The 12,319-nt window shown below is 32.2% G+C and carries 14 protein-coding genes and 1 rRNA gene; 4 read left to right on the top strand and 11 right to left on the bottom strand.

Going from position 1 to position 12,319, the window contains the following annotated elements:
- The first annotated feature begins 12 nt into the window (after positions 1-12).
- From H277_RS0108510 to H277_RS0108520, 3 genes are all read left to right on the top strand, one after another.
- The gene (locus H277_RS0108510; RefSeq protein ID WP_019975166.1) at positions 13-1,551 is read left to right on the top strand and encodes a serine hydrolase; all 1,539 of its coding nucleotides are present in this window, start codon (positions 13-15) and stop codon (positions 1,549-1,551) included.
- A gap of 62 nt (positions 1,552-1,613) precedes the next feature.
- Complete coding sequence (locus tag H277_RS0108515) at positions 1,614-2,504, top strand: DMT family transporter (protein ID WP_019975167.1); 891 nt, start codon at positions 1,614-1,616, stop codon at positions 2,502-2,504.
- Complete coding sequence (locus tag H277_RS0108520; protein ID WP_019975168.1) at positions 2,470-3,159, top strand: CatA-like O-acetyltransferase; 690 nt, start codon at positions 2,470-2,472, stop codon at positions 3,157-3,159. The genes H277_RS0108515 and H277_RS0108520 overlap by 35 nt, the downstream gene beginning before the upstream one ends.
- Positions 3,160-3,199: 40 nt before the next feature.
- Here the strand turns inward: H277_RS0108520 and H277_RS0108525 are convergent, their stop codons facing one another.
- From H277_RS0108525 to H277_RS0108550, 6 genes are all read right to left on the bottom strand, one after another.
- Positions 3,200-3,772: a hypothetical protein gene (locus H277_RS0108525; protein WP_019975169.1), complete on the bottom strand. Its 573-nt coding sequence runs from the start codon at positions 3,770-3,772 to the stop codon at positions 3,200-3,202.
- A gap of 23 nt (positions 3,773-3,795) precedes the next feature.
- The gene (locus H277_RS0108530) at positions 3,796-4,443 is read right to left on the bottom strand and encodes a DUF2306 domain-containing protein (protein WP_019975170.1); all 648 of its coding nucleotides are present in this window, start codon (positions 4,441-4,443) and stop codon (positions 3,796-3,798) included.
- Between the two features lie 92 nt (positions 4,444-4,535).
- On the bottom strand, positions 4,536-5,039 hold the full coding sequence (locus tag H277_RS0108535) for a regulatory protein RecX (protein WP_019975171.1): 504 nt from the start codon (positions 5,037-5,039) through the stop codon (positions 4,536-4,538).
- A 276-nt stretch (positions 5,040-5,315) separates the two neighbouring features.
- The gene (rpe, locus tag H277_RS0108540; protein ID WP_019975172.1) at positions 5,316-5,963 is read right to left on the bottom strand and encodes a ribulose-phosphate 3-epimerase; all 648 of its coding nucleotides are present in this window, start codon (positions 5,961-5,963) and stop codon (positions 5,316-5,318) included.
- Positions 5,964-6,043: 80 nt separating this feature from the next.
- A complete protein-coding gene (locus H277_RS0108545; RefSeq protein WP_019975173.1) occupies positions 6,044-6,628 on the bottom strand; it encodes a hypothetical protein in 585 nt (194 codons plus the stop codon).
- Positions 6,629-6,686: 58 nt separating this feature from the next.
- Positions 6,687-7,073 carry a hypothetical protein gene (locus H277_RS0108550; protein WP_019975174.1) on the bottom strand — a complete coding sequence of 129 codons (387 nt, stop codon included), beginning with the start codon at positions 7,071-7,073 and terminating at the stop codon, positions 6,687-6,689.
- A gap of 103 nt (positions 7,074-7,176) precedes the next feature.
- Between H277_RS0108550 and mgtE the strand changes: the two genes are divergently transcribed.
- Positions 7,177-8,496 carry a magnesium transporter gene (gene mgtE, locus H277_RS0108555; protein ID WP_019975175.1) on the top strand — a complete coding sequence of 440 codons (1,320 nt, stop codon included), beginning with the start codon at positions 7,177-7,179 and terminating at the stop codon, positions 8,494-8,496.
- Positions 8,497-8,531: 35 nt separating this feature from the next.
- Here mgtE and H277_RS0108560 read toward each other — a convergent pair whose 3' ends face one another.
- From H277_RS0108560 to rrf, 5 genes are all read right to left on the bottom strand, one after another.
- Positions 8,532-9,398 carry a sigma-70 family RNA polymerase sigma factor gene (locus tag H277_RS0108560; protein WP_019975176.1) on the bottom strand — a complete coding sequence of 289 codons (867 nt, stop codon included), beginning with the start codon at positions 9,396-9,398 and terminating at the stop codon, positions 8,532-8,534.
- Positions 9,399-9,519: 121 nt separating this feature from the next.
- Positions 9,520-10,461, bottom strand: a complete 942-nt coding sequence (gene hutG / locus H277_RS0108565) for a formimidoylglutamase (protein WP_019975177.1) — start codon at positions 10,459-10,461, stop codon at positions 9,520-9,522.
- A gap of 2 nt (positions 10,462-10,463) precedes the next feature.
- The gene (locus H277_RS0108570) at positions 10,464-11,069 is read right to left on the bottom strand and encodes a trimeric intracellular cation channel family protein (RefSeq protein WP_019975178.1); all 606 of its coding nucleotides are present in this window, start codon (positions 11,067-11,069) and stop codon (positions 10,464-10,466) included.
- A 49-nt stretch (positions 11,070-11,118) separates the two neighbouring features.
- Entirely contained in the window at positions 11,119-11,727 is a 609-nt protein-coding gene (locus H277_RS0108575) for a trimeric intracellular cation channel family protein (protein ID WP_019975179.1), read from the bottom strand.
- Between the two features lie 337 nt (positions 11,728-12,064).
- Positions 12,065-12,173: ribosomal RNA gene (gene rrf / locus H277_RS0108580) — 5S ribosomal RNA — on the bottom strand.
- Between the last annotated feature and the right edge of the window lie 146 nt (positions 12,174-12,319).

Genomic DNA, 12,319 nt, shown 5'->3' on the forward strand with positions numbered 1-12,319 from the left:
TTCAAATGCAATATGAAAAATATACTTTTATCAACAGTCACATTAGCCTCTTTTTCGGTTTTTGGACAAAATATTTCAAATCAGGTAATTGATCAAGTCTCTGAAAATGCTATGAAGGTATTTGATGTTCCCGGAATGTCTGTAGCAGTTATCAAAGATGGAACAATTATTCACTCGAAAGGGTATGGTGTAAAATCTATCAAAACAGGAGAAAAAGTTCAAGCCAGTACAAATTTTGGAATTGCATCGAATTCGAAAGCATTTACGGCAGCAGCTTTAGCCATCTTGGTAGATGAAGGAAAAATTAAATGGGATGATAAAGTGATTACGCATATTCCAGAATTTAAAATGTACAATGAGTATGTTACCAAAGAGTTTACTGTTCGTGATTTGTTAACACATCGAAGCGGGTTAGGTTTAGGAGCCGGAGATTTAATGGTTTGGCCTGATGGACATAACTTTACACCAACAGATATTATCAACAATATTCAATATTTAAAACCTGTTTCAGATTTTCGTGTAAAATATGATTATGATAATTTATTATATATTATAGCCGGAGTTGTTGTAGAACGGGTTTCTAAACAGCCATGGACAGATTTTGTAACGAAACGATTAATCAAACCAATTGGAATGAGCAATACTGCAGCGAATTGGTCTTTGGTAAAAGACAAGAAAAATGCAATTGAGCCACATGTACCTATTGATGGAAAACTACAGGTTATTGATCGTTATACAAACACCGTTTTAGATGCAGCAGGAGGATTATATTCAAATGTTGAAGATGTTGCAAAATGGCTACAGTTTAATTTAAACAAAGGAAAAGTAAACGGTCAACAAATTATTTCTGAAAAACAGATGAAAGAAATGATTACACCGCAAACCATACAACCAAATCGTACCGTTCCGCCTTACAATTCGTTATTCAAAGCGTATGGATTAGGTTGGCAATTACAAGATTATAATGGAAAATTAGAAGTTTCGCATACAGGTGGATTGGAAGGAATTGTTACACAAACTATTTTTTATCCACAACTTAATTTGGGAATTGTCGTTTTAACCAATCAGCAAGCCGGTGTAGCATTTAATTCAGTTTCTAATACAATCAAAGATTTTTATTTAGGAAATCCGGAAAAGGATTGGGTAAAATTTTATGATGACCTTTTAAAATCTCGTGTGGCTGAAGCGGACGAAATTACAACTGAAGTCTGGAAAACAGTAGAAACCAATCAAAAAAATAAAACCATTAAAAGTGATGTAAAAAACGTAGTCGGAACGTATAAAGATGATTGGTTTGGAGAAATTGAAATTTATGAGAAAAAAGGAAAATTCATTTTTGAATCTAAACGCTCACCTCAATTAACCGGAGAAATTTCGTTTTATAAAGACAATACATATGCCGTGAAATGGAATAATCGTTACTTTCATGCAGATGCTTTTGTTTTTGCCGATATAAAAGAGGGTGAAATAACAGGATTTAAAATGAAAGCAATTTCTCCTTTAACTGATTTCAGTTACGATTTTCACGATTTAGATTTTACAAGAAAATAAACTTTAACAAATACTAATCAATTGCGAAGTTTGAAATTCGAACTTCGTTTTTTCTATTAAAAATGAAATTCAAAGGATACGCATATGGATTGATTTCATCCATATCTTATGGGTTAATTCCATTATTTATTTTACCCATTAAACAAGCTAATTTTTCGATAGACACCACCTTGTTCTATCGTTTCTTTTTCTCTGCTTTAATTGTCGGAGTTTATTTATTCGTCAAAAAACAGTCGTTTAGAGTTCATTCCAAACAAATTCCTGTTTTAATTGTATTGGGATTATTATATGGCATTTCTGCAGATGCATTATTCTTAGGTTACGACTATTTATCGGCTGGCATAGCTTCCACATTATTGTTTGTCTATCCTTTAATTGTTGCCATTATAATGGTTGTTTTCTTTAAAGAAAGAATTACAATTTCTACAATCGCTGCTATTGCTTTTGTGTTAGCCGGGATATTTTTACTGAGTTTTAAAGACGGGCAATTTAAACTTAACCCGATCGGATTAGGAATTGTATTTATCAGTGCGTTAGGTTATGGATTATACATAATTACTGTAAATAAATCCAGCGCAAGAGAAATTAAAGGTTTTACATTAAGTTTTTATTCTTTTCTGTTCACAACAATTTATTATGCAATAAAAATGCTCATCCAAAAAGAGTCATTCATTTTACCCTCTTTAGAATTAACATTCAACTTTTTTACATTTGCTTTTGTGACAACTGTAATTTCCAGTATTGCTTTAATTTTTGCAATAAAAAATATCGGTTCTACAGCCACTTCTATTCTTGGTGCATCAGAACCTGTAGTAGCAGTTGCGGTAAGTGTGATTATTTTTGGAGAAAATTTTTCGATGAGTTTAGCCCTAGGAATTTTCATGATTATTTTCGGAGTAACATTAAATGTGGTAGGTGATGCATATCAACAAAAAAGAATTAAAAGTTCGTGAATCCTATTTTAACTTTGCTGCAATGAAACAAAAATTTAATCCTGAAGGTTGGAATCGGACAGAACATTTTAAAATGTTTTCGAAAATGGATAATCCGTATGTCGGTGTCGTTGCTGAGGTTGAATGTTCCAAAGCGTATACGTATGCAAAGGCAAATAATCTTTCGTTTTTTGCCATTTATTTACATTGTTCGATGCTTGCAGAAAATAAAATTCAAGAATTTAAATACCGTATAGAAAACGATGAGATTTTTGTGTATGAACATTTAGATTGCGGAACTACAATAGGCAGAAAAGACGGGACATTTGGATTTGCGTTAATGAATTTCACCGAAAACTTTGATGAATTTAATGCACAACTTCAAGAACAAATACAAAGTGTTGAAAACTCTGTTGGACTTCATATCAAAAATGAAGAAATTACAATAGGACTAGTTCGTCATTCTACTTTTCCTTGGTCGAGATTTACAGGATTAGTACAACCAGCTAATTATGGAACAGGAGAATCTATTCCACGTATTATTTTCGGAAAAGCCTATTTACAAGACCATAAAATGTATATGCCTGTTTCTGTAGAAGCCAATCATGGTTTTGTTGATGGATTGCATTTGGCAAATTATTTGGCAGCTTTTGAAGAAGAATTAGGTAAATATTAGAAATAGTAAAAACGAATTTCGAGTTTCGAAATTCGTTTTTTTATTTTACATCATTAGGATGAATAAATGGTTCTTGCTCAACAACTTCCCAAAAAGGAAAATATTTACTATCTTCTTCTAAAATAATATTTTGATATTTTGATACCGCAATTAGTTCATATTTAGCATATCCTTCATCCCAATCCAATCTAAATGTATAATTTACATGGTCACAAATTGTAGGTTGTAGATCTAATTTATAATATGTCATATCTTTTAATTCTACAAACTCCTTTATCATTTCTTCATCTTGATAAAAAACATAATAATAATCTCGATTGTTATACTTATAATTACTTTCATAACGAGGAGTAAATAAACAATCTTGTTGCGCTCTTGTTGGAAAAACATATAATCTATTCCCAGCAAAATAAATTATTATAGAAGAAAGTCTTACATCATTTCTTTCAGCGATATCAATTACTTGCTTTATAGCTTCCTCGGTTTCTTTATCTTTAAAAACAGAATCTGCTTTAATTTCATCTGTGTTTTCCCAACTTTTAGCAGATTGATTACTCGGCTGCTCACATTGAACAAAAAGAATGAATAATAGTAAAAAATATAAATTCTTCATACAAGTGTTTTGATTAAAGATAATCAATTCACTGCAACTTTTTTATTCAGTTTTTTTGACCACGAAAAAATATAAATCGTTCCAATGACTGAAGGTACAATCCAAAAATAAATATTGCCTCCAAATCCGGCTCCAGCAACCAAAAAAGCTGTTACTGAAGCAATATAAGCCCCTACCATTTTTCCTACATGATTCATGGTCCATTTTTTATAATTCTCCGGATTATTATATAAAACAAAATCACGGTAAGACATAAAACCACCCAAAAATCCGAAAATAAGAAAAAGTATTCCTATTCCATGGTTTGAAAAAAGAGGAAGCAATCCATAAATTATCATCACAATTGATATTAAAAACATGGTTCCTGAAATTATTTTATCCAGTTTATTCTCGTAATTTTTCCGTTTATATTTCAAGATTCTATTCCCCATCAAAATCATATAAATCGTAAAAATTCCAATCATGAGTAGAAAAGAATTGTGGTGATGTGGAAAAACACAAATAACAAGGGAGAGAATTGAACTAACCAACATTCCTACTGAAAATACTTTTCCCATTTTTTTATGAATTGCGTTTCCTTTTTTAATCACCATCACAACTGTTCCTGAAATTAAACCAATTCCACCGAAAAAAGCATGAATGTAGATGATGATTTTCACTAAATTTTCCATAATGTGTATTTTAATTATGGAATAAAATTAATGGATGAAAGATAATTCCTAAAAACGAATTGACTGAATTGTCGATTTTTGAAGATGAATTGTTAGTCGCCTTCAGATTGTACGATTTCTATTGCTTCGTTCATCAAATCAAATTCATATCCTTTGTAAGCCAGATAAGCTTTTACTTTATTTATTTTCTTGAAAGATTCGCGTTCAGAAGTAAGTAAATTGAACTTTTTTCGGGTTAAATGCAATAAGTTGTTCCAGTATTTGTCTAAATCGATTTCTTCTTTAAACACGTTATCGATTAATTTTGGATGGATTTGGCGCAGCTTTAATTCCTGGCGAAGGCGATTTCTTCCCCACATTTTTTGATTGACTTTTCCACGAACAAAACTATGAACGAAGCGCTCCTCATTCAGAAATCCATAATGGATTAATTTGTATAAAATTTCATCTTTTGCTTCTGGAATCAAATCAAATTCACGAAGCTTTTTTTCAACTTCCCAATGACAACGATCTTGATAAAGGCAATATTTTGCCATTTTATCTTTGATTTGATCAATTGTATAACTCTTTTTAGAGTTGTCTTTCGCGAAATTCATGTAACAAAGTTAAGAATTTAGTACATTCGTTTTGTTTTTTTGACTGCCTCATAATGAAACAGCAGTGATTGTTTAAAAAATAAAATGAATCGCGTTAGGGATTGAAGTGGAAATCCTTTGCAACAAGCAAAGATTGAAACAAAAAGCCCGCCCGAAGGGAACGCCAAATAAAAAACTGAACCATCTCTGATTCAGTTTTTAAATTCTTTTGAAAAGAATTGAAGGAAAAAGAAGAACTTCTCAATTCTAATTTCCCATCTCTCAATACTATTTCTATTAGGCTTTTCTCAATTCCGCAATATATTCTGTTGGATTTTCAGCATTGAATACGGCCGAACCTGCAACTAAAGCATCTGCTCCGGCTTCAACCAATTTTGAAGCGTTTTGTACACCAACTCCGCCGTCTATCTCTATGATAACATTTGCCCCGGCTTCATGAATCATTTTTTTTAATTTAGAAACTTTGTTGTAAGTATTTTCAATAAATTTTTGACCTCCAAACCCTGGATTAACACTCATAATCAGGACTAAATCTACATCACTGATCACATCTTCTAACACGGAAACAGGCGTGTGAGGATTAAGCGCCACACCTGCTTTCATTCCTTCAGCTTTGATGGCTTGAATTGTTCGATGCAAATGGGTACAAGCTTCATAATGAACGGTTAAAATATCTGCACCAACTTGTTTGAACGTTGAAATATAACGATCCGGATCAACAATCATTAAATGTACGTCAAGAACTTTGTCAGTTAAAGAATTAATTTTTTCAATAATTGGCATTCCGTAAGAAATATTAGGGACAAAAACTCCATCCATTACATCTAGATGAAACCATTCAGCTTGTGAATTATTTACCATTTCGATGTCTTTTGCTAAATTTCCGAAATCGGCTGCTAAAATTGAAGGCGCTACTATTGCCATATTTTTTTGTTTTGTTTGTATTTGTGATGCAAAGGTAAGGAAATAAAAAAATCGTTGAAAATGCAACGATTTATATTTTTTTAGAAATTATACCCAACCCGAAACCCTAAATCTAACGCAATACCAGATTTACTTGAGTTTTTGATTCTATAATCCATGGCATTTTCATCATAATAAATGCGATCTTCTTCATACAGTGAAATTCCTAAACCTGTATAGAACTCATAAAAGAATTTTTTAGAAAAAGAACGTTTCAATCCATAATTCAACGTAAGTGCACCTTGAGGATTTATTTTCAAATTATCAGACGATGTTGTGAACCAATCTGGAATTAAAACAGTTTTGAAAGCAATATAATTCGCAGAGTTATTCGTCGTATTCTTTCCTTTTTCAATTCTTCTATCAAAATTGTAATAATAGCGTCCTTCTAGAGCAAAGCGAGTCGTTAAAACGTAATCAAAATCACTTCCTGAATAATCACTATAACTATACATAAATCCTCCTATATAATCTAGTGAAGCAACTCCTGTATATTTTTCTCCTAATGATTTTTCGAACTGAACACCAATTCCTATGACACTTGCATTTACATTAAATAAATTTGTAGTTTTTTCTTGTGCAAATAAGGAAGTTGATACTAAAAAAGTTAATAATATTTTTTTCATGTTCTGTATTAATTAATCAATAAATATATAACAGAAAAAGTGATTAAAAAATTATGATTTAATCTAAAAATACTCTATTGTCTATAAAATTATAAGGTTCCTCTTCTTTCAATTCTTCATTAATGATAAAATGAATCGAATCTTTGGATAAAAATAAATAGGTATAATGATCTGCCTTTTCATCAGATTCTCTAAACTCATAATAATCTTCGCCTACAGCGCACCAAATGCCTTCATCTTCGGAAAACGTGACACGGTCATCACTATGAATGGTTTTGAAGTTAACGGTCATCGTACCATCCGCTTTTCTATGAACTAACCAGCTGTTGGTTTCCCCTTTAAAAAATTTTCCGTGATCTGTCCCTGACCAAATGCCAACAAATCGCTCATCTATTTCAGCAGATTTTATAAAATGTTCAATTTGTTGATTCTCTGTTTTGCGCATAAATTATTTCTACATTAAAATTAGCTTAAAAACAGCTAACCTTTTACCTCTCTTCATCCTAAAAAGCCTTATTTTGCAGATCGGGATAAAAAAGAACAAATTTATGGAAAATAATATGCTTAATCAACATCCGGCAGATATTGCAGAACAATTAACTGCATTAGACATAAAAAGTAGAAATATAGCCTTTTACCTGCTTTCTAATGATGATAAAGTAGATGTATTCTCCTATTTTGAACCTGATGTTCAATATGAGGTTGTAAAAAGTTTAACTGACGAGGATTTAGCAGAAGTTTTAAACAACCTGGATCCTGATGACAGAACGGAACTTTTTGAAAATTTCCCTGATGAATTAATCAAACATTCCATTAATCTTTTGAATCCGGAAGAGCGTGCCATTGCACTGAATTTGATTGGATACAAAGAAGATTCTATTGCCCGATTGATGACGCCTAACTATATACAAGTCAAAGAACATTACACCGTAAAACAGGTATTAGCCCACATCAAAAAGTATGGTAAAAAAGCAGAAACATTGAATTATATTTTCATTGTGGATGGTAAAAACAGATTACTGGATGATTTAAAAATCGGAGAAATTCTTTTAGCTGATGAAGAAACAAAAGTGGAGGATCTGATTGATCATAATTTCGTCTCTCTAACGACTACAACTCCTTTGGAAGAAGCGTTAGAAGTTTTTGATAAATACGATAGGTCTGCCATGCCCATTGTCACAGAAAATAATGTTTTGGTTGGAATTGTAACATTTGATGATATTCTGGACCGAATGAAAATGCGTGATACCGAAGATATTCAGAAATTCGGAGGGATGGAAGAATTAGATGTTTCCTATACAAAAACGCCAATTGCAGAATTGATCAAAAAAAGAGCTGGCTGGCTGGTCATTCTTTTTATCGGAGAAATGTTTACCGCTTCTGCAATGAGTTATTATGATCAGGAAATTGAAAAAGCTGTTGTACTCGCCTTATTTGTCCCTCTAATTATTTCGAGTGGCGGAAATTCCGGCTCTCAAGCAGCTTCACTGATTATTCGTGCGATGGCTTTGGGAGAATTGAAATTAAAAGATTGGTGGTATGTAATGAAAAAAGAATTTGCTTCAGGATTAATCTTAGGCGGAATTCTTGGTTTTGTTGGCTTCATCAGAATCTTAATTTGGCAGGAATTAGGCATTTACAGCTATGGTGAATATTGGTTATATGTTGCCTTAACAGTTGCTTTATCCTTAATTGTAATTGTTTTATGGGGAACACTTTCCGGATCTTTAGTTCCTTTTATTTTGAGAAAAATAGGGTTTGATCCAGCCACTGCATCTTCGCCTTTTGTAGCAACTTTGGTCGATGTTTCCGGTTTAATAATTTACTTTACTATTGCAGCTATTCTATTGAGCGGAAAATTATTATAAACAAAAATCCAGCCAATTGGCTGGATTCATATTTTTTATCGTCCGATATATGTTTTCAAAATCTTAGATCTCGATGTATGTTTTAAACGACGAATTGCTTTTTCTTTAATCTGGCGAACACGCTCGCGAGTTAAATCAAATGTTTCTCCAATTTCTTCTAATGTCATTGGATGTTGACCATTCAATCCAAAATATAAGCGAATTAAATCGGCTTCACGAGGCGTTAATGTTTGTAACGCGCGTTCAATCTCTACACGTAAAGATTCAATCATTAATTGTACATCCGGAGATGGTGACTCTCCAATATTTAATACATCATATAAATTAGAATCTTCTCCTTCTACCAACGGAGCATCCATTGAGACGTGACGACCAGAGTTTTTCATCGATTCTTTTACGTCTCCTTCAGACATGTCCAATACTTCAGATATTTCTTCTGCTGATGGTGCACGTTCATGCTCTTGTTCTAATAAAGCATACGCCTTATTAATTTTATTGATTGATCCAATTTTATTTAATGGTAAACGTACTATACGAGATTGTTCTGCTAATGCCTGTAAAATCGATTGACGAATCCACCAAACCGCATACGAGATAAATTTGAAACCACGAGTTTCATCAAAACGTTGTGCAGCTTTAATTAATCCTAAGTTTCCTTCATTAATTAAATCCGGTAAACTTAGTCCTTGATTTTGATATTGTTTCGCAACAGAAACTACGAAACGTAAGTTTGCTTTTGTTAATTTTTCTAAGGCAACACGATCTCCTGCTTTGATACGTTGTGCTAACTCTACTTCCTCCTCTGCTGTAATCAAATCTACTTTACCAATCTCTTGTAAGTATTTATCCAACGACGCAGTTTCACGATTTGTTACCTGCTTTGTAATTTTAAGCTGTCTCATTTAACTAAAACCCTCCTATTTAAATTATTATCGATTTCCTTTTGGTGTTTTATCAACACCTCTAACTATATATACGCAGATAACTAAAAAAGGTTACAAAATATTGTAAAATATTTCAGAATTAACATCTTAAAACTTCATAAATCATTTGTGCAGAGAGTTTCGCTGTAGAGTTATCCACATCGTAAAGCGAATTATACTCAACTAAATCAAATATTTTTACTTTATTTGAATTCATTAAAACCTTCAAAATATATTTAACCTGAAAAGGTGTTAATCCGTTCACTGTTGTTGCACTTACTCCCGGTGCATAAGCCGCATCGAAAACATCCATATCCAAAGAAACATAAAGCACATCAAATTGTTGGATAACAATTTTCAAATCCTCTAACACCTTATTTAAATTCAAATGCACTTCATCTGCCATAATAAAATTTACACTTAAATTTTCAGCACGATTAAATAATGCTTTTGTATTTCCAAGTTCCTGAATGCCAATCGGAATATAATTGAAGTTCAATTTATTTTCTTCACAATACTTTGCCATTTCGTAAAAAGGCGTACCGGATGTCGATTGCGGATTTGGTATTCTCAAATCAAAATGCGCATCAATATTGATGATTCCAATATTTGTATATGATTTCGCTAAAGCCAAAAAATCCCCCAACGCAGTTTCATGTCCTCCACCAATGACAATAGGAAAATGATTTTTCTTGATTATTTTATCGATTTGATGTATTTGTTCTTCGCGTGCAGCTTCTAAATTTTTATCATCACAAATAATATTTCCTGTATCGTAAATAAAATCAGTTGTAGAAAAATGAAGTGGTAAATTCGCTAAACTTTTACGAATCAAATCTGGAGAATTCTTTGCTCCAATTCGTCCTTTGTTTCGTTCTACACCTTCTTCCGAACAGAAACCTACAAAGACTTTTGGTTGAACACTAGACGCTTTAATATTCTTGTAATCGCGTATTACTTGATAAATTCTCAGCCCTTGTTCCCCATCTTCAGAATCCACTCTTCCTGTCCAACAATCTTGATTAAATGGTATTTTTTGCATGATTAATAAAATTTAGGTAACGACAAATTGTACTTTACTGTTACAATACGAATTGCGGCAATAATTGCTCCTGAAAGAATAAAATTGATATTTCGATCAAGTCCAAAGCCATCTAAAACCAAATATACAATTCCTCCGACAATACAAGCTGTAGCGTAGATTTCTTGTACAAAAATAAATGGTGTTCTATTCATCAAAACATCTCGCAACATTCCTCCCATTACTGCCGTCATCATTCCCATCATCACAGAAATAAAATCATTTGCTCCCAAAGAATGTGCTTTTTCTAAACCAACTATGGTAAATAATGCAATTCCTAAAGTGTCAAACAACATTAATGTCGTACGTAAACGAGAAAAATATTTAAAAAATAAACCTGCCAGTAAAATTCCTGCAAAAACCGCATAAATTACGTTCATATCTTTTATCCAGACTAATGGGTAGCTATTTAAAAATAAATCGCGCAAAGTTCCTCCTCCGACTGCTGTTATAAAAGCAAAACACGCAATTCCAAACCAATCATGTTTTTGTCTTTCATCTCCTGCCAATGCTCCGGAAATTGCAAACACAACCGTTCCGAATAATTCGAAAATATATTGAATTTCCATTTATAAAATTTAATTCGCAAAGATAGTTAAACGATTTAGATTCGATGAATTAATGACTTTTAAACTTTGGTAAAGCCAAATTGTATTTAACTGCAGCTAAACGAATTGCAACAATTGCACCACCTGAAATAAAGAAATTAACACTGCGATCTATATCTAATTTCCACAGAATCATATAAATAATGGCACCACAAAGGCATGCAAAAGCATAAATCTCTTTTTTGAAGATAATCGGAACTTCGTTCAGCATCATATCCCGAATTATAGAACCAAAAACAGCGGTAAACATTCCCATAACCGGTGCAATGACCGGATGAATTCCAAGATTCAATGCTTTTTCTAAACCAACGATAGTAAATAATGCTATTCCTAGAGTATCAAAAAGCATAAATGTTTTCCGAAGTTTTAATAAAGGTTTATAAAAAATTGCAGCTAAAATAACACCAATAGCTACTGCATAGATTAGATTAACATCTTTAATCCACATAATTTCAACGGAAAGTAAAATATCACGAACAGTTCCTCCTCCAATAGAAGTCAAAAATGCAATAAAGGTTACCCCAAACCAATCGTTTCCAGATTTTTCATCTGCAGCCAAAGCACCCGAAATACCAAAAAAAAGTGTTCCGAATAACTCGAAAAAATATTGAATTTCCATTTTTATTCTATTAAATCACCTTGTATTGATTCTGTTCAAAACAAAAATATTCTCTTTAATTATACATGTTTAAATATAATTGAAAATAAAAAAAGATCAGTAAGCATACCAATCTTTTTATGAATATTAATCATAATTTATTTTTTCAAATTATTTTTCACTCATTGGTTCTGGCTTTTTTAAACCAACCATATCAATCTGGCAATTAGATTAAAGATACTGAGGTATGCGTAGTGAGTAGTGAGAGTAAAGTTAATTACTAAGATTCCTTATCTAAAACCTTTATTTTATTCCATAAAAAAAGCCTCAAGTAAATTACTTGAGGCTTTTGATTAAAAACTGGCGACGACCTACTCTCCCGTAAGTAACAGTACCATCGGCGCAGGCAGGCTTAACTTCTCTGTTCGGAATGGGAAGAGGTGAGCCCTGCAGCTATAGTCACCCTAATATTTTTAAATAGGTTTTAGTTCCTATTATTTCTTTGACATTATTGTTTTATTTATTCACACAACCGGTATACTACCATAATCCAAATAAGATTAACTAACCTTCTCTATGACGATTAAATCAATATTAGTATTTAATCTTTTTA

Origin of the sequence: Empedobacter brevis NBRC 14943 = ATCC 43319, assembly GCF_000382425.1 — a bacterium.
Lineage (GTDB): Bacteria > Bacteroidota > Bacteroidia > Flavobacteriales > Weeksellaceae > Empedobacter > Empedobacter brevis.

Excerpts from the sequence above, each read along its gene's own strand:
- H277_RS0108570 (WP_019975178.1), bottom strand. The coding sequence starts at position 11,069 with ATGGAAATTCAATATATTTTCGAATTATTCGGAACGGTTGTGTTTGCA.
- H277_RS0108550 (WP_019975174.1), bottom strand. The coding sequence starts at position 7,073 with ATGCGCAAAACAGAGAATCAACAAATTGAACATTTTATAAAATCTGCT.
- mgtE (WP_019975175.1), top strand. The coding sequence starts at position 7,177 with ATGGAAAATAATATGCTTAATCAACATCCGGCAGATATTGCAGAACAA.
- H277_RS0108520 (WP_019975168.1), top strand. The coding sequence starts at position 2,470 with ATGCATATCAACAAAAAAGAATTAAAAGTTCGTGAATCCTATTTTAAC.
- hutG (WP_019975177.1), bottom strand. The coding sequence starts at position 10,461 with ATGCAAAAAATACCATTTAATCAAGATTGTTGGACAGGAAGAGTGGAT.
- H277_RS0108530 (WP_019975170.1), bottom strand. The coding sequence starts at position 4,443 with ATGGAAAATTTAGTGAAAATCATCATCTACATTCATGCTTTTTTCGGT.
- H277_RS0108575 (WP_019975179.1), bottom strand. The coding sequence starts at position 11,727 with ATGGAAATTCAATATTTTTTCGAGTTATTCGGAACACTTTTTTTTGGT.
- H277_RS0108560 (WP_019975176.1), bottom strand. The coding sequence starts at position 9,398 with ATGAGACAGCTTAAAATTACAAAGCAGGTAACAAATCGTGAAACTGCG.
- rpe (WP_019975172.1), bottom strand. The coding sequence starts at position 5,963 with ATGGCAATAGTAGCGCCTTCAATTTTAGCAGCCGATTTCGGAAATTTA.
- H277_RS0108515 (WP_019975167.1), top strand. The coding sequence starts at position 1,614 with ATGAAATTCAAAGGATACGCATATGGATTGATTTCATCCATATCTTAT.
- H277_RS0108535 (WP_019975171.1), bottom strand. The coding sequence starts at position 5,039 with ATGAATTTCGCGAAAGACAACTCTAAAAAGAGTTATACAATTGATCAA.
- H277_RS0108510 (WP_019975166.1), top strand. The coding sequence starts at position 13 with ATGAAAAATATACTTTTATCAACAGTCACATTAGCCTCTTTTTCGGTT.
- H277_RS0108525 (WP_019975169.1), bottom strand. The coding sequence starts at position 3,772 with ATGAAGAATTTATATTTTTTACTATTATTCATTCTTTTTGTTCAATGT.
- H277_RS0108545 (WP_019975173.1), bottom strand. The coding sequence starts at position 6,628 with ATGAAAAAAATATTATTAACTTTTTTAGTATCAACTTCCTTATTTGCA.